Source organism: Pseudomonas sp. LBUM1669 (assembly GCF_059695705.1).
Window position 1 is genome coordinate 2854764 of record NZ_CP166784.1, and the last position, 16413, is coordinate 2871176.

15 protein-coding genes and 1 pseudogene are annotated in these 16413 nt (G+C 60.2%); 6 read left to right on the plus strand and 10 right to left on the minus strand.

All coding sequences use genetic code 11. The annotated features are described in order from the left end of the window. Positions 1-9: 9 nt before the first annotated feature. Complete coding sequence (locus ACA051_RS13335) at positions 10-1821, minus strand: monovalent cation:proton antiporter-2 (CPA2) family protein (protein ID WP_497310220.1); 1812 nt, start codon at positions 1819-1821, stop codon at positions 10-12. 346 nt (positions 1822-2167) lie between these two features. On the opposite strand from ACA051_RS13335, the gene ACA051_RS13340 reads away from it, so the two are divergent. Further along, a complete protein-coding gene (locus ACA051_RS13340; protein WP_497310221.1) occupies positions 2168-2476 on the plus strand; it encodes an RcnB family protein in 309 nt (102 codons plus the stop codon). Positions 2477-2486: 10 nt separating this feature from the next. On the opposite strand, the gene ACA051_RS13345 is transcribed toward ACA051_RS13340, so the two are convergent. Then, the gene (locus tag ACA051_RS13345) at positions 2487-3560 is read right to left on the minus strand and encodes a diguanylate cyclase domain-containing protein (RefSeq protein ID WP_497310222.1); all 1074 of its coding nucleotides are present in this window, start codon (positions 3558-3560) and stop codon (positions 2487-2489) included. Between the two features lie 164 nt (positions 3561-3724). On the opposite strand from ACA051_RS13345, the gene ACA051_RS13350 reads away from it, so the two are divergent. Beyond that, the gene (locus ACA051_RS13350; protein WP_007895103.1) at positions 3725-4063 is read left to right on the plus strand and encodes an FKBP-type peptidyl-prolyl cis-trans isomerase; all 339 of its coding nucleotides are present in this window, start codon (positions 3725-3727) and stop codon (positions 4061-4063) included. Positions 4064-4135: 72 nt separating this feature from the next. Here ACA051_RS13350 and ACA051_RS13355 read toward each other — a convergent pair whose 3' ends face one another. Continuing rightward, entirely contained in the window at positions 4136-4483 is a 348-nt protein-coding gene (locus ACA051_RS13355) for a pyocin S6 family toxin immunity protein (protein ID WP_497375162.1), read from the minus strand. Between the two features lie 150 nt (positions 4484-4633). Further along, positions 4634-5014: pseudogene (locus ACA051_RS13360) on the minus strand (pyridoxal-phosphate dependent enzyme); the annotation flags it as partial. Between ACA051_RS13360 and ACA051_RS13365 the strand changes: the two are divergent. Next, complete coding sequence (locus ACA051_RS13365) at positions 4959-5786, plus strand: LysR substrate-binding domain-containing protein (protein WP_497375164.1); 828 nt, start codon at positions 4959-4961, stop codon at positions 5784-5786. The pseudogene ACA051_RS13360 and the gene ACA051_RS13365 sit on opposite strands and share 56 nt — an antisense overlap. Before the next feature lie 128 nt (positions 5787-5914). Here the strand turns inward: ACA051_RS13365 and ACA051_RS13370 are convergent, their stop codons facing one another. Then, positions 5915-7027, minus strand: coding sequence for a cytochrome P450 (locus ACA051_RS13370; protein ID WP_497375166.1), 1113 nt, complete (start codon positions 7025-7027; stop codon positions 5915-5917). An 82-nt stretch (positions 7028-7109) separates the two neighbouring features. Here ACA051_RS13370 and ACA051_RS13375 point away from each other — a divergent pair, with 82 nt between their 5' ends. From ACA051_RS13375 to ACA051_RS13385, 3 genes are all read left to right on the plus strand, one after another. Further along, positions 7110-7865 (plus strand): ArsR/SmtB family transcription factor, encoded by a 756-nt coding sequence (locus tag ACA051_RS13375; protein ID WP_497375168.1) that lies wholly within the window; start codon positions 7110-7112, stop codon positions 7863-7865. A gap of 80 nt (positions 7866-7945) precedes the next feature. Next, complete coding sequence (locus tag ACA051_RS13380) at positions 7946-9166, plus strand: putative DNA modification/repair radical SAM protein (protein WP_497310226.1); 1221 nt, start codon at positions 7946-7948, stop codon at positions 9164-9166. After that, on the plus strand, positions 9163-9999 hold the full coding sequence (locus ACA051_RS13385) for a TIGR03915 family putative DNA repair protein (protein WP_497310227.1): 837 nt from the start codon (positions 9163-9165) through the stop codon (positions 9997-9999). The genes ACA051_RS13380 and ACA051_RS13385 overlap by 4 nt, the downstream gene beginning before the upstream one ends. A 53-nt stretch (positions 10000-10052) precedes the next feature. Here ACA051_RS13385 and ACA051_RS13390 read toward each other — a convergent pair whose 3' ends face one another. The 5 genes from ACA051_RS13390 to ACA051_RS13410 all read right to left on the minus strand — a co-directional run bounded on the left by ACA051_RS13390 (position 10053) and on the right by ACA051_RS13410 (position 16347). Beyond that, on the minus strand, positions 10053-11072 hold the full coding sequence (locus ACA051_RS13390; protein ID WP_497310228.1) for a branched-chain amino acid aminotransferase: 1020 nt from the start codon (positions 11070-11072) through the stop codon (positions 10053-10055). 308 nt (positions 11073-11380) lie between these two features. After that, positions 11381-12763, minus strand: coding sequence for a dihydrolipoyl dehydrogenase (lpdA, locus tag ACA051_RS13395; protein WP_497375170.1), 1383 nt, complete (start codon positions 12761-12763; stop codon positions 11381-11383). A 16-nt stretch (positions 12764-12779) separates the two neighbouring features. Continuing rightward, positions 12780-14051: a dihydrolipoamide acetyltransferase family protein gene (locus ACA051_RS13400; protein ID WP_497375172.1), complete on the minus strand. Its 1272-nt coding sequence runs from the start codon at positions 14049-14051 to the stop codon at positions 12780-12782. Then, entirely contained in the window at positions 14052-15110 is a 1059-nt protein-coding gene (locus ACA051_RS13405) for an alpha-ketoacid dehydrogenase subunit beta (protein WP_497310231.1), read from the minus strand. 1 nt (position 15111) lies between these two features. After that, positions 15112-16347 (minus strand): 3-methyl-2-oxobutanoate dehydrogenase (2-methylpropanoyl-transferring) subunit alpha, encoded by a 1236-nt coding sequence (locus tag ACA051_RS13410; protein ID WP_497375174.1) that lies wholly within the window; start codon positions 16345-16347, stop codon positions 15112-15114. Positions 16348-16413 lie beyond the last annotated feature (66 nt).

Sequence of the window (16413 nt, forward strand, 5' to 3'; positions counted from 1 at the left end):
CCCAATAACTCAAACCTTACCCGCTTCCCGCTCCTCCATCTGATCCGCCTCAAACAACCGCGCCAACTCCGCCCGGGCTTCCTGGGCGGTCTGCAGCACCTTCGCCGCATCGTCATAAACCGCATGCTGAGCCTCCAGCACCTGTTCATCGTGATGCTTGAAGCGCTTGATCCGCGCGTCGGCTTGCGCCTGGGTCAGGCCCAGTCCGACCAGGGTGCGGCGGCTCATTTCCAGGCTCGAATAATAGGTTTCGCGAATCGCCTCGGCGCCGAGGTCCACCAACCGGTGCACATGCTGACGGTTACGGGCCCGGGCGATGATTTTGATGTGCGGATAGAGCTTGTGCACCACCTCGGCGGTCTTGATGTTGGTGTCCGGGTCATCGGTGGCGATGACAAAGTATTCCGCCTGCTCGACCTTGGCCGCGCTGAGGATTTCCGGGCGCATCGGATCGCCGTAGAACACCGGCACGCCGCCGAAGCTGCGGGACAGTTCGATGGTTTCCACCGAGGTGTCCAGCGCCACGAACTTGATGTTTTGTGCCCGCAGAATCCGCGCCACGATCTGCCCCATCCGGCCCATGCCGGCGATCACCACGCGCGGGGTGTCGGTGTCGATTTCGCGGAATTTCTCCGGCACCACCACGGGCTGCACCTTCGGCGAATACAGGCGGGCGCACAGCAGCAGCAACAGCGGTGTGACGGCCATGGACAGGGTGATCGTCAGCACCAGCAAATCGTACAGGCGCGCCTCGAACAAACCCTGGTCGCGACCAATCTTGAACACCACAAACGCGAATTCACCACCGGCCGCCAGCACAATGCCCAGGCGTATTGCGCTGACTTTGCCCAACCCGCCGGCCAATCGGCCCACTACAAACAGCAGCGGCAGTTTGATTGCGATCAGCAACAGGGTCAGGCCCAGCACCGTGATCGGCGCGCTGAGCAGCAGGCTCAGGTTGGCGCCCATGCCGACGCTGATGAAAAACAGCCCCAGCAACAGGCCCTTGAACGGTTCGATCTGCGCTTCCAGTTCGTGACGGTATTCAGAGTCCGCCAGCAGCAACCCGGCGAGGAACGCCCCGAGCGCCATCGACACGCCCACCAGGTCCATCAGCCACGCCGTGCCGATCACCACCAGCAACGCAGTGGCAGTGGACACTTCGGGCAAACCGGTCTTGGCCACCACGCGAAACACCGGACGCAGCAGATACCGCCCGCCGATCACCACCACCGCGATGCTGCCCAACACCCGCAGGCCGTGATTCAAATCCTCGGCCGCCGTGGTGGTGTGATCGCCGCCCGCCAGCAGCGGCACCATGGCAATCAACGGGATCGCGGCGATGTCCTGGAACAGCAGAATCGCGAACGCCAAGCGTCCATGAGGGCTGGTCAGTTCCTTGCGCTCGGCCAGGCTTTGCAGGCCAAACGCGGTGGACGACAGCGCCAGGCCAAGGCCGAGGACGATGGCGCTGTTCAGCGGCTGGCCGAAGACAAACAGCGCCAGCACGCCGATCACCGAAGCGGTCAGCAACACCTGCGCCAGGCCCACGCCAAACACCGATTTACGCATCACCCACAAGCGACGCGGCGACAATTCCAGGCCGATGATGAATAGCAGCAACACCACGCCGAGCTCGGAGATGTGGCTGACGCTTTGTGGATTGCCGATCAAACCCAGTACGGACGGCCCGATAATGACCCCGGCAAACAGATAACCCAGCACGGCTCCCAATTGCAGACGTTTGGCCAAGGGCACGGTGAGCACTGCTGCGAACAGAAACACGACAGCGGCTTGCAACAGGTTGCCTTCATGGGGCATGACAAAACTCCATCTACTCGGTACGGCGGAGTGCCAAGGATAAAGGGTGAGGCTTCGGGCGTCAGCCATGGGCATGAATTGATGTTGACTGATAGGTCGCTTTCGCGAGCAAGCCCTCTCCCACATTTTGACCGTGTTCGTCTGGACAACTCGGTCGACTGTGGGAGCGGGCTCGCTCGCGAAAGCGGCCCAATGGACAACCAGTGACTCAGATAAACCCCTCAATATGCGCCATCCCCCGAGCCACATACGCTCACTCCACTGCAGAATCATCCGGACAGTAAGGAATGATTCAACACAGGCGCAGTCGGAGTACAGGTGCCACGAATTTACTGGAGGTTCATCGATGAACAACAAGACCCTTATCGCCAGCCTCGCCCTTGTCGCAGGCCTCGCCGGTATCAGCCCCCTCGTTCAGGCGGATGACCCACCCGCAAAAACCGTCCAGCCCGGTGTGAATAACACCCGCGAACTGGTGGTCGGCGACCGCGCGCCGGACGTCTACCAACGCACTGAAAAAGCACTGCGTAACTGGAAAGCGAAAGGCCTGAAAGCACCGAAGGAACAGGCGCAGTGGGTGCAGATCAATGACAAATACATGATGGTGATGGTCACCAACGGCACGATTGTGGACATCACGCCGGTGGAGCGTTAGGTCGAACGGACTATTCGCTGTGAGCGCGCACCGGGCTTTCAGTGCCCAACCGGTACTGATTATTCCCGCTCCGCTTAGCCTCATACATCGCCAGATCGGCAATATGAATCAACCGGTCCATGCTCGGCGCGTGGTCCGGGAACACCGCGACCCCCAGGCTGGTGCCGATGTGGCGCTGGTCGTTGCCGATGGTGATCGGCGGTGACAGTTCAACGAAGATTTTCTGGCAGATGGTGCGAGCCTCGTCTTGCAGGCTGACGCCTTGGGGCAACCCTTGCAGAATGACCACGAATTCATCGCCGCCGATCCGGGCGACGGTGTCGGTTGAGCGCAGGATTTTCTTCAACCGCGTAGCGGTAGTGATCAGCACCCGGTCGCCGGCCGCATGACCGTAGTGGTCGTTGATTGCCTTGAACCCGTTGAGATCGACAAACACCAACGCCACCCGTGTGGCGCTGACGCGTGCCTGTTCGAGCGCTTCGCACAGGCGCTCTTCAAGCACCAGGCGATTGGGCAGGCCGGTCAACGGGTCGTAATGAGCGAGGTGTTGCAGGTAACTGGCCGAGGCTTTTTCCTCGGTGATGTCGCGTACCACACCCATCATCTTGATGGTGGCGTCATGGTCGTTCTTGACCACGTTGCCGGTTTCCCGCAGCCAGCGAATGCTGCCGTCGGGCCAGACCACGCGGTATTCCTCGTCATGGTTTTCACCGGTTTCCAGGCATCGCAACTCCCCGGCCCGGACGTTGGCCCGGTCGTCCGGGTGTACGCAGGCGCAGAACAGTGCGTAGGAGGGCGTCACCTCGCCGATCTTGAAACCGAACATTCCGTAGATCGCGTCCGACCAGTAGAGTTTGTCGGTGTCGACATCCCAGTCCCAGGTGCCGATGCGGGCGAAGTATTGGCTGCGCTTGAAACGCTCGGCGTCGCCGTCCTGGCGGATGTGCAGGCCTTCGGACAGGCTGGCAATCAGCGCGCGATGCTCGGCCAACTGCTTTCGCAGCGAGCGCTCGCGGCAGATCAGCGCAATGATCAGGGCAAGCATCACTGAGCCGATGGCCGCACTGGGCCAGACGTCATTCATTCAAAAATTGCCATCGTGTCGTATTGGTCCTTGTGCCGTGGTGTTGCTTATCTTAGTTGAGGTTAATGCCGGGAACCGCTCGTATGGGTTGCCAATGGCGCACAATTCTGGGAAAACGGCGCCCATTACACCCTGTCGGGTGAGGGAACAATAGAGTGAACGTGATGAATGATGAATTGCAGGTAATCGATCTTGAAGTGGGCGACGGCAAAGCCGCCGTCAAAGGCGCACTGATAACCACCCAATACCGCGGCTGGCTGGAAGACGGCACCGAATTCGATTCGTCCTACAGCCGTGGCAAACCGTTCCAGTGCGTGATTGGCACGGGGAGGGTGATCAAAGGCTGGGATCAGGGAATCATGGGCATGCAGGTCGGCGGCAAGCGCAAGTTGCTGGTGCCGGCGCATTTGGCCTACGGCGAGCGGACGATGGGGGCGATCACGCCGAATTCGAATTTGATTTTTGAGATCGAATTGCTGGAAGTGCTGACGCGGGATGATTGATTGGCGCGTGGGCAGAAATGGCATGTGCAGCGAGGAGGCAAGCCCCTCGCCGCAATCAAACAGCTTTCCCCACTATTCCCGCACGCCTATGAACAGGTCCAGGTCAGTCGGTAGCTGCACATCAATGGCTATGGCGATTTTTATAATTTGTTCGGCAGTCAGTAAACAATCCCCATAGGCGCTTTCATCAAGATTGTTCCAGCCAAGTACACTCATTATCACGTCTTCAAATTCAGGCAGAACGGTCAGTTCGTACCTTAAGAAGTCACCCTCATCATCACCTTTTGAAAATCCACTGATCCAAAAAACATAGTGGGTCTGCTGATCTATTCCCGATGGGTCCTGGCAGGTGTTGCAAGCCTGGTGCCCGTCGCCTGACGCTGGGAGTTGAGCTGCAGGTGTGTCTGTCTTGCTAGTCATGAGCGTCCTTGTTTCAACTTTTGTAAACGATGCGGACGCTATAGCAATGGGCATTAAATGGATGTAGGTTTTCTCTGAAATATTGGATTGGTGTTGCAAATTATGATGAGGGAGGGCTCCCTCACCACAGATTCCCGCTAGCGTTTCGGATCAGAGCTGAAACGTCTCCCGATACACATACAAACCTGGCGTTCCTCCGGTCATCACAAACAGCAGATTGTCACCGCGCTGGAAGCGTCCTTGCCTGAGATCACCCAACAGCCCGGCAAACGCCTTCCCGGAATACACCGGGTCAATCAATAGACCTTCAGCGCGAGCCATCAGACGCATCGCGTCGAGCATGGTGGGGGTCGGCAGGCCGTAACCTTCGCCCAGCTGACTGCCGTCAATCACAATCTCTGACGCGTGAACGACGGCGCTGCTGCCCAATAACGTCAGTGCATCCTGGGTCAATCGTACGGTTCTGTCCGCTGACGTGTCCCGATCAGACAAGACCGAATACGATTTGACGATCGACGTTCCCCGGCCTACCCAGCTGATTAAACGCACCACCCAGCGGCAATCCATCACGGCCGAAGGGCGGCTGTTTTACGAAGAAGCCAAACTGGCCCTGGAACAGGTGAAGTACGCGTTCAGTCGGGTGGAAGCGTCCAATCCGGAGCCCAGCGGCCTGCTGCGCATCACCGCGCCGATGAGTCTCGGCGTTTCCCTGGTCGGGCCGCTGGTGGCCGAATTCATGCAGCGTTATCCGCAGATTCAGGTCGAGTTGATTTTGAGCAATGAAGTGATCGATCTGTACGAGACGTCATTCGATCTGGCGTTCAGGATTTCCGAGCTGATTGGCGTCAACCTGCTGGCCACGCCGTTGCCGCCGTATCGCATGGTGATCTGCGCCTCGCCCCGGTACCTGGAAAAATGGCAGGAACCGAAGTCCCCCGAGGACTTGCACCGGAACCGAATTCTCACTCATACGTCCTGGAACAACCGGTTTGCCTGGCCCCTGAGGAACGGCACCAGCGAAGTGCCCTGGCCTGAAGGCGCGGTGTTGAAGAGCAATGACGGTCAGGTGTTGTTGCAGGCGGCCCTGGCCGGGGAGGGGATTTTGATGCAGCCTGATTTTCTGGTGGCGGCGGCGTTGGCGAGCGGTGAGTTGGTTCGAATCATGGGCGCCTATGTTCCGCCGCCCAAGCCGGTGCAGATGGTGTATCCACGCTCGAGGAAGTCACTGCCGAAGCTGAAGGCGTTTGTCGAATTTGTTGCGGATCGATTGGGTGACAGGGTGGTGAACTGCGGATCCAGATGATGTAGCGGTTTTTAGGCCCTCATCGCGAGCAGGCTCGCTCCCACAGGGGATCTCCGGTGACTCAATAGTTGTGATCGACAGAGAATCCTGTGGGCGCGGGCTTGCTCGCGAAGAACGATGACGCGGTCTTACGGCAAGTCGCGAAAGACCGGAATACGCCCATTCAGCGAAGGCCGGTACTCCCAGGTCAATCGATCCAGCGCAGGGTGATGCGCCAGGATCTCCCGTAACGTAGCGCTGGCAATGCTTGACGCCAACTGCCGCCCCGGACATTGATGCCGTCCGGCGCCAAAGGTAAAGCTGCGCCGTTGCGGGCGATCCAGAATGAACGCGTCGGGATCATCATTGAGCTGCGGATCCCGGTTCGCCGAGGCCAACAACACCAAAATTACATCGCTTGAACTGAGGCTCACACCCGCGATCTCACACGATGCCGCAACAAACCGTCGGGTGTTCTGAATCGGAGGGTCGAAACGCTGAACTTCGGCGATCAAGTCGTCAACGCACGTCGAATCGCGTAATAACGATGTGTTTCGAATCAGTGTCAATATCGCATTGCCAATCAGCCCCGCAGTGGCTTCATATGTCTGGGAAAACAGTCCAATCAGATTGGCAATCAACGTTTGCGGATCGCCTTCGAAGCGCGCCCGAATCCCGGCGAACAGTGAGCTTTTATTGCCCGAATTATCCAGCAACTCAATGAAACACCCCCTTAACTGCTCCGCTGCAGCGTGGGCAGTCTCCAATTGCAGCGAATCGCTGAGCGGCGACAGGCACGCGACAAAATCCGCCGTCAATTCGCTGATCGTCCGGCCCTGCGCCGGTGAAAACCCCAACAACGCCGCCACCACGCAAACCGGCCCGCGGAACATGGCGTTGTACAGTCCATCGGCATCCGGCGTGATCAGCCGCGCGCTCACCAGCGCATTGACCTCGTCCACATCAATCATCGCCAAACCCGGCTCAATCGCCGACCTTGGGCAACGCTGACGCTCGCCCTCATTCATCCGCATCAATTGCCCAAATACCTTGCCGGCCATGCCGTCGGCAATCGCTTTGGGCACCGGCTCGGTGGCCGGCCGAACATGGCAATCCGGGTGCGCCAGCACCGCCGCAACTGCCTCGGCGCTGCTCGCTACCCACAGTTTCAGTGCTTGGTGAAAAACCAGCCCACCCTCGGCGCGCAGCCGGGCGTAATAGGGATAGGGATCGGCATGAGTCGCAGCGATGATCGGGTCCATGGGTCGCAGCCTTGTTCGTGGTGGGGAAAGTGTTGCTACTATCTCCCGCTCGACAGGGCCTCGATTCGTCCGGGAGCGAAATATGAACGTAGAACAACACGACATCGGCGTCTCTCAAGTGGCCGCGGCCATCGCGGAACCGGCCCGGACGAAAATCCTCTGTTCGCTGATGGATGGCCACGCGCGCACCAGCACCGAGCTGGCGGCGATTGCTGAAGTCAGCGCTTCCACCGCCAGCGCGCACCTGGCCAAGCTCAAGGAGCTGGCGCTGCTGCGTTTGCACGTGCAGGGCCGCCATCGCTATTACAGCCTCGCCGACAAGCGAGTGGCCCAAGCGCTGGAGGCGCTGATGGTGATCGGCCAGAACACTGCCCCGACGTTCAACTCGCGTACACCGGATCGGCTGCAATTCGCCCGCACTTGCTACGATCACATGGCCGGGGCGCTGGCGGTGTTGCTGCATGACCGGATGCTTGAAAAAGGCTGGTTGCTGGAAACCGACGAGCAGGCTTATCGCCTGAGTGAGAGTGGCGAGATGTTGATGCAAGGGCTGGGTATCGAAGTCAACGACCTGAGCACCTTGCGTCGCCGCTTTGCTTGCCCGTGCCTGGACTGGAGCATGCGCCGCCCGCATCTGGGCGGTTCGCTGGGGGCGGCGGTGCTGCAAACGGCGATCAAGCGCAAATGGGTGACGCAGGATCTGGACAGCCGGGCGCTGGCATTGACGGCGCTGGGGAGCAAGGAATTTGGTGCACGGTTCGACCTGACGCTGGCACAGCCAACCGTGCAACCCGTCCGCGATCAACGCCAACCGCTGCCTGCACAGGATGTGATCTGACCCGACCAAGGGTTCGTTGACAGCTTGTGCCTTGAAGGTCGACCCTATACTGTATATCCACACAGTAAAAGGCGTGACCCATGGAACTCATCGATAAGCTCAGCATTCTCGCCGACGCCGCCAAGTATGACGCGTCGTGCGCCAGCAGTGGCGCGCCGAAGCGTAGTTCCGAGGGCAAGAGCGGACTGGGCTCGACCGACGGCATGGGCATTTGCCACAGCTACACACCAGACGGGCGCTGCGTGTCGTTGCTGAAGGTTCTGCTGACCAATTTCTGTCTCTATGACTGCCAGTATTGCGTCAATCGACGTTCCAGCGACGTGCCGCGCGCACGCTTCACGCCGGAAGAAGTGGTGACGCTGACCCTGGATTTCTACCGACGCAACTGTGTCAGCGGGTTGTTTCTCAGTTCCGGGATCATTCGCTCGGCCGATTACACGATGGAGCAGATGATCCGCGTGGCCAAACTGCTGCGCGAAGACCATGAGTTCCGGGGTTATATCCATCTCAAGACCATTCCCGAAGCCGATCCGGCGTTGATCGAAGAAGCAGGGCGCTACGCCGATCGCTTGAGCGTGAATATTGAACTGCCCACTGACGCCAGCCTGCAAACCCTGGCGCCGGAGAAACAGTTGGGCTCGATCAAACAAGCGATGAAAACCATCTACACCGGTGTCCAGACCGTGCTCAATGAGCCCCGCGCACCGAAATTTGCCCCGGCCGGGCAGAGCACGCAGATGATTGTCGGCGCCGATGACACCGATGACAGCACTATTCTCCACAGCGCCCAGGCGCTGTATGGCAATTTCAGTTTGCGGCGAGTCTATTACTCGGCATTCAGCCCTATCCCCAACAGCCCGAAAAGTGTGCCGCTGGCCGCGCCGCCGCTGATGCGCGAGCACCGTTTGTACCAGGCGGACTTCCTGTTGCGCAGCTACGGCTTCACCGCAGGCGAGTTGTTCAAGGGGCCCGGGCACCTGGCGCTCGACATCGACCCGAAACTGGCGTGGGCACTGGAGAACCGCGAGGTCTTCCCGCTCGACCTCAATCGCGCCGAGGCCTCGTTGATCGCGCGCATTCCCGGTATCGGCCTGCGCACCACCGAGCGGCTGGTGGAGTTGCGCCGTCAGCGCCGTATTCGCTACGAAGACCTGGCCCGAATGCGCTGCGTGCTGGCCAAAGCCAAGCCGTTCTTCATCACCAGCGATTACCACCCGCAGCAGGCCGAGGTCACCAGTCATTTGCTGTATCAGCAATTGCGCGACCGGCCGCAGCCGCAACAAATGGGGTTATGGGGATGATCAGTCTGGATTGCGATGACCTGTTCGACACCTGGCGTCAGCAGGCACGCTGGCTGCTCAGTCATGAGGTCGACCCGAGCCGCGTGAGTTGGGCCAGTGAAGGCGTCTCCGATCTGTTCGTCAGCGACGATGCGCCACCTCAAACCCAGGGTCCGTTTCACGCCCGAATACCGCGAACGCTGTTGGACACCCTTGAGCGCGCCGCTCGTTATCGGGGTGATCAACGCTGGAGTCTGCTGTACGAAGTGCTGTGGCGGGTCAGTCATGGTGACCGTACCGCGATGCTGGCCGGCGATAAGCTAGGCAGTGAATTTCATAGAAGAGTCAAACAGGTACAGCGTGAGGCTCATCACTTACATGCATTTGTGCGTTTTGTAGCGATGCCTGAAAGTGAGGGCCCTCAATACGTCGCCTGGCATGAACCGGCCCACGACATCCTGCACAGTGCCAGTGAACATTTTATCGGGCGCATGGGCCGGCATCGCTGGCTGATTGCGACGCCCAGGGACGGGGTCTACTACGACGGTGAGCAGTTGATCCACCAACGCCAGTGCCCGGTGGGATGGCAGCAGCTGGCACAGAACGTCGACGACCCACACAGCGAGATGTGGTTGACCTATTACAGCCACATCTTCAATCCTGCGCGTCTGAATCCGAAGGTCATGCAAGGTCACTTGCCGGCACGGTTCTGGAAAAACCTGCCGGAAGGCGCGCTGATTCCGGGGCTGATCACCCAGGCACGCACGGGTAAGCAACAGGACGGCCAGGCGAGCGGAATCAAGGGCAGGGGAGGCAAACGTATTGCGCGGGGAGAAGCCGGGGATCGTTCATAGAAAAGCCCCCCATCGCCAAGGCAATGGAGGGCTTCGATGCCACGGATGTCAGATCAAACCTTGACGATCCAGCCCGCTGGCGCTTCGACGTCACCCGTCTGCACACCGGTCAGCTCTTTGTAGAGCTTCTGGGTGACCGGGCCGACTTCGGTTTCGCTATGGAACACGTGCAGGTGGTCGTTGTAGCTGATGCCGCCGATCGGCGTGATTACGGCAGCGGTACCGCAAGCGCCGGCTTCCTTGAAGTCGGACAGCTTGTCGATGAACACGTCACCTTCAACCACTTCCAGGCCCAGACGCGATTTGGCCAGTTCGATCAACGACAGACGGGTGATGCCCGGCAGTACCGACGGCGAGTTCGGCGTGACGAACTTGTTGTCGTGGGTGATCCCGAAGAAGTTGGCCGAGCCGACTTCTTCGATTTTGGTGTGGGTCATCGGGTCCAGGTAGATGCAGTCGGCGAAGTGGGCTTTCTTGGCCTGGGAACCTGGCATCAGGCTGGCCGCGTAGTTGCCACCGACCTTGGCTGCACCGGTGCCTTGTGGGGCCGCGCGGTCGTAGCTGGAGATCAGGAAGTTGTGCGGGGTCAGGCCACCCTTGAAGTAGGCGCCGACCGGAATGGCGAAGATCGAGAAGATGAACTCGGGCGCAGTACGCACGCCGATGTTGTCACCCACGCCGATCACGAATGGCCGCAGGTACAGCGCGCCGCCGGTGCCGTAAGGCGGGATGAAACGCTCGTTGGCACGAACTACTTCCTTGCACGCTTCGACGAACTGCTCGGTGGACACCTGCGGCATCAGCAGGCGGGCGCAGCTGCGTTGCATGCGGGCGGCGTTCTGATCCGGGCGGAACAGATTGATCGAACCGTCCTTGCAACGATAGGCCTTCAGGCCCTCGAAGCATTGCTGGCCATAGTGAAGGGCAGTGGAGCCTTCGCTGATGTGCAGCACGTTGTCTTCGGTCAGGGTGCCTGCGTCCCACTCGCCATTACGCCAGTGCGACAGATAGCGCTTGTCTGTCTTGATGTAGTCAAAACCCAACTTGTCCCAATTGATGCTTTCGTTACCCATGACACCCTCTATCACTTAACAACCGCCGAAACGGTTCAAGGCTTCTGACGTTTTTCTGGATGGGGACAACAATACTTCATTCCGGGCCTGTTTCGCAGCCCGGACTATCGGATCATTGGCAGATTTCTTAGCTTGCTCATGAAGTTTGCCTCCGATCCTTCATTGTTCGAAATCCTGTGGCGAGGGAGCTTGCTCCCGTTCGGCTGCGAAGCAGCCGCAAATCCGGACGACGCGGTGTGTCAGGAAGTCAGCGAGGGGCCGCTTCGCGACCCAGCGGGAGCAAGCTCCCTCGCCACAGTTGATCGCAGTTACAAGTGCAGCGCATGGCCAAGGGCACGCAACGCCGCTTCCTGCACCGCTTCACCCAACGTCGGATGCGCATGGATAGTGCCGGCAATGTCTTCCAGCCGAGCGCCCATTTCCAGGCTCTGGCCAAACGCCGTCGACAACTCCGACACGCCCACCCCCACCGCCTGCCAGCCGACAATCACATGATTGTCACGCCGCGCCACGACGCGCACGAAGCCGCTTTTGGATTCCAGCGTCATCGCCCGGCCATTGGCGGCGAACGGGAAGCTGGAAACGATGCAGTCCAGGCCCGCCGCCTTGACGTCGTCCGGGGTCTTGCCGACGACCACCAGTTCCGGGTCGGTGAAGCATACGGCAGCGATGGCGGTCGGGTTGAACTCGCGGGATTTGCCGCTGATCAGTTCGGCCACCATCTCGCCCTGAGCCATGGCCCGGTGCGCGAGCATCGGTTCGCCGCTCAGGTCGCCGATGGCGTACACGTTGCGCATGCTGGTCTGGCAGCGGTTGTCGATCTTGATCGCCGAGCCGTTCATGTCCAGATTCAGCGCTTCAAGGTTCCAGCCCTGGGTGTTCGGCTTGCGACCGACGGCCACCAGCACCTGATCCGTTTCCAGGTTCAGGGTATCGCCACCCGGCTGCAGAACTTGCAAAGTATTACTAGCAGAATCAAAGCCTTGGACGCTGTGCTTCAAGTAAAGCTTCACGCCGAGCTTTTTCAGTTCGTCGTGCACAGGCTGGGTCAGTTCAGCATCGTAGGCCGGCAGAATGCGCTCTTGCGCCTCGACCACGCTCACGTCAGCGCCGAGTTTGCGATAGGCAATCCCCAGCTCCAGGCCGATGTAACCGCCACCGACCACGACCAGGCGTTTCGGCACGGATGTTGGCGCGAGGGCTTCGGTGGAGGAGATGATCGGTCCGCCAATCGGCAGCATCGGCAGGTTCACGCTTTTCGAGCCCGTGGCCAGCACCAGGTGCTCGCACTGGATTCGCGTGTCGCCCACATCAACGGTTTTGCCGTCGATCACTTTCGCCCAGCCTTGAATGACCTGGACTTTGTTCTTTTTCAGCAGCGCCGCGACGCCGGTGGTCAGGCGATCAACGATGCCGTCCTTCCACTCGACGCTCTTGCTGATGTCGAGGGTTGGCGCGGAGACGCTGATGCCCAGCGCCGAGTGCTGGCTGTGGTGTTGTGTCTGGTGAAACTGTTCGGCGACATGGATCAACGCCTTCGACGGAATGCAGCCGATGTTCAGGCACGTACCGCCCAACGATTCGCCTTCCACCAGAATGGTCGAGATGCCCAGCTGGCCAGCACGGATCGCCGTCACATAACCGCCAGGGCCGCCGCCAATGATCAGCAGCGTGGTGTTCAAGGTTTGCATGCCTGCTCCATTAAAATTAGTCCACAAACAGGGTGGCGGGTTGTTCGAGCAGGCCACGAACGGCCTGGATGAATTGCGCCGCGTCCATGCCATCGACCACGCGGTGATCGAAGGAGCTGGAGAGGTTCATCATCTTGCGAATCACGATCTGGCCTTTGACCACCATCGGGCGTTCGACGATTTTGTTGACGCCGACGATCGCCACTTCCGGCAGGTTCAGCACCGGGGTGCTGACGATGCCGCCCAAGGCGCCGAGGCTGGTCAGGGTGATGCTCGAGCCGGACAGTTCATCACGGGCGGCCTTGCCATTCCGTGCGGCCGTGGCCAAACGGGAGATTTCGGCAGCGTTGTCCCACAGGCTGCGGGCTTCGGCGTGACGCACCACCGGCACCATCAAGCCGATGTCGGCTTGGGTGGCGATGCCCACGTGAACCGCGCCGAGGCGGGTGATGACCTGAGCTTCGTCGTCGTAACGGGCATTGATCTGCGGGAAGTCGCGCAGGGCGACAACCAGGGCACGGACCAGGAACGGCAGCAACGTCAGCTTGCCACGGGTTGCACCGTGTTTTTCGTTGAGGTGTGCGCGCAGTTCTTCTACGGCGGTGACGTCGATTTCTTCGACATAACTGAAGTGAGCGGCGCGTTGCGTAGCGTCCTGCATGCGCTGGGCGATCTTGCGGCGCATGCCGATCACCTGGATTTGCTCTTCGTCGTTACGCTGGGCGTAAGCGGCGGCCACGGTCGATTGCGGCTGCTGAGCCTGGGCCACATAAGCATCGAGGTCTTCGTGCAGTACGCGACCGGCAGGGCCGGTGCCACGGACCAGACGCAACTGGATGCCGAGGTCCAGCGCATGTTTGCGCACGGCCGGGGAGGCCAGCGGGCGCTCGTCGGCCTCGCGAGCCACCATTGGGCCTTGGCAAACGGCAGCTCGTGGCGCTGCAGCAGCGACTGGCTTGCTTTCCACCACCGCTGCAACCTTCGGCGTCGCAACCGGTGCTTCTTTAACAGGTGCCGGCTGAGCCGACTCTTTAACGTTGCCTGCGCCTTCGACTTCAATGCTGATCAGGATGCTGCCCACCGCCATGACTTCGCCTGGCTGTCCGCCCAGCGCAATCACCTTGCCATGCACCGGCGAAGGGATGTCGACCATCGCCTTGTCGGTCATCACATCGGCCAGCACCTGATCTTCGACGACCATGTCGCCGACCTTGACGTGCCACACCGACAATTCAACTTCTGCAATGCCTTCACCAATGTCCGGCATTTTAATAACGTGCGTGCCCATTCAGACCTCCATAACCCGTTTCAACGCCGCGCCCACTCGGGACGGACCAGGGAAATACGCCCACTCTTGCGCGTGCGGGTAGGGGGTGTCCCAACCGGTGACGCGTTCGATCGGCGCTTCCAGGTGATGGAAGCAATGCTCTTGCACCAGGGCGACCAGTTCGGCGCCGAAGCCGCAAGTGCGGGTCGCTTCGTGAACGATCACGCAGCGGCCGGTTTTCTTTACCGACTTGACGATGGTGTCCAGGTCCAGCGGCCAAAGGCTGCGCAGGTCGATGACTTCAGCGTCGATCCCGGTTTCTTCCGCCGCGACTTGCGACACGTAAACGGTGGTGCCGTAGGTCAGGATGGTCACGTCCTTGCCGGGACGGGCGATGGCGGCAACGTCCAGCGGCACGGTGTAGTAACCGTCCGGGACCTGGGCGGCCGGGTGTTTCGACCACGGGGTTACCGGGCGGTCGTGGTGGCCGTCGAACGGGCCGTTGTACAGGCGTTTTGGCTCGAGGAAGATCACCGGGTCATCGTTTTCGATGGAGGCGATCAACAAGCCTTTGGCGTCGTAAGGGTTGGACGGCATGACCGTGCGCAAGCCGCAGACCTGGGTGAACATCGCTTCGATACTTTGGCTGTGGGTCTGGCCGCCGTAGATGCCGCCGCCGCAAGGCATGCGCAGGGTCATCGGTGCGGTGAACTCGCCGGCCGAGCGATAGCGCAGGCGCGCAGCTTCGGAAATAATCTGGTCCGAGGCCGGGTAAACGTAATCCGCGAACTGAATCTCGGCCACCGGACGCAGACCGTAGGCACCCATGCCCACGGCAACGCCGACGATGCCGCTTTCTGAGATCGGTGCGTCGAACACCCGGGAAGTGCCGTACTTGGTCTGCAGGCCTTCGGTGCAGCGGAACACGCCGCCGAAGTAACCGACGTCCTGGCCGAACACCACCACGTTGTCGTCACGCTCAAGCATCACATCCATGGCCGAGCGCAGGGCCTGGATCATGGTCATGGTGGTCGTGGTCATGGCGGTTTCCAGCTCAATATTAGTGTTGTGGTCGTTCATGTCAGATCCCCAACTCTTGACGCTGGCGCTTCAAGTGCTCCGGCATCTCTTTATAGACGTCTTCGAACATGGTCGCGGCGCTTGGAATCTGGCCACCGGCCAAGGTGCCGTACTGCTCGGCTTCTTTTTGCGCGGCAATCACTTCGGCTTCCAGTTCGGCGCTGACGGCGACGTGTTCCTCTTCGGACCAGTGACCGATCTTGATCAGGTGCTGCTTGAGGCGCGCAATCGGGTCGCCCAACGGGAAGTAGCTCCAGTCGTCGGCAGGACGGTATTTGGACGGATCATCGGAAGTGGAGTGAGGACCGGCGCGGTAGGTGACCCATTCGATCATGGTCGGGCCGAGGTTGCGGCGGGCGCGTTCGGCGGCCCAGGCAGAGGCGGCGTAGACCGCGACGAAATCGTTGCCGTCGACCCGCAGGGAGGCAATGCCGCAACCGACGCCACGACCGGCGAACGTGGTGGCTTCACCACCGGCAATCGCCTGGAAGGTCGAGATCGCCCACTGGTTGTTGACCACGTTGAGGATCACTGGCGCACGGTAAACGTGAGCGAAGGTGAGGGCGGTGTGGAAGTCGGATTCAGCGGTGGCGCCATCGCCGATCCAGGCCGAGGCGATTTTGGTGTCGCCCTTGATCGCCGAGGCCATGCCCCAGCCCACACCTTGTACGAATTGGGTGGCGAGGTTGCCGGAAATGGTGAAGAAGCCATAGTCCTTGACCGAATACATGATCGGCAATTGACGTCCCTTGAGCGGATCGCGCTCGTTGGACAGCAGTTGGTAGATCAGGTCTACCAGCGGTACATCGCGTGCCATCAGGATGCTTTGCTGACGGTAGGTCGGGAAGCACATGTCATCGACGTTCAGGGCCAGGGCCTGGCCGCTGCCGATGGCTTCTTCGCCAAGGCTCTGCATGTAGAACGACATTTTTTTCTGACGCTGGGCGACGACCATGCGGTTGTCGTAGATCCGCGTCTTGAGCATGGCGCGCATGCCTTTACGCAGGATCTCGGCCGGCACGCCTTCAGCCCATGGGCCGAGGGCATTGCCCTGGTCGTCGAGCACGCGAATCAGGCCCTTGGCCAGGTCGGCGGTGTCGGCGGGTTCAACGTCGATTGGGGGTTTGCGCACCGTGCCTGCATCGGTCAGACGCAGGTAGGAGAAGTCGGTTTTGCAGCCAGGACGGCCCGAAGGTTCGGGAACGTGCAGGTGCAGCGGTTCATACGCTTGGTTCATGGCTTCTACGCTCGATCTTGTGAATTTCTTGTAGTGAGCTGACCGTCATTCTTCGATAAAAGAAAT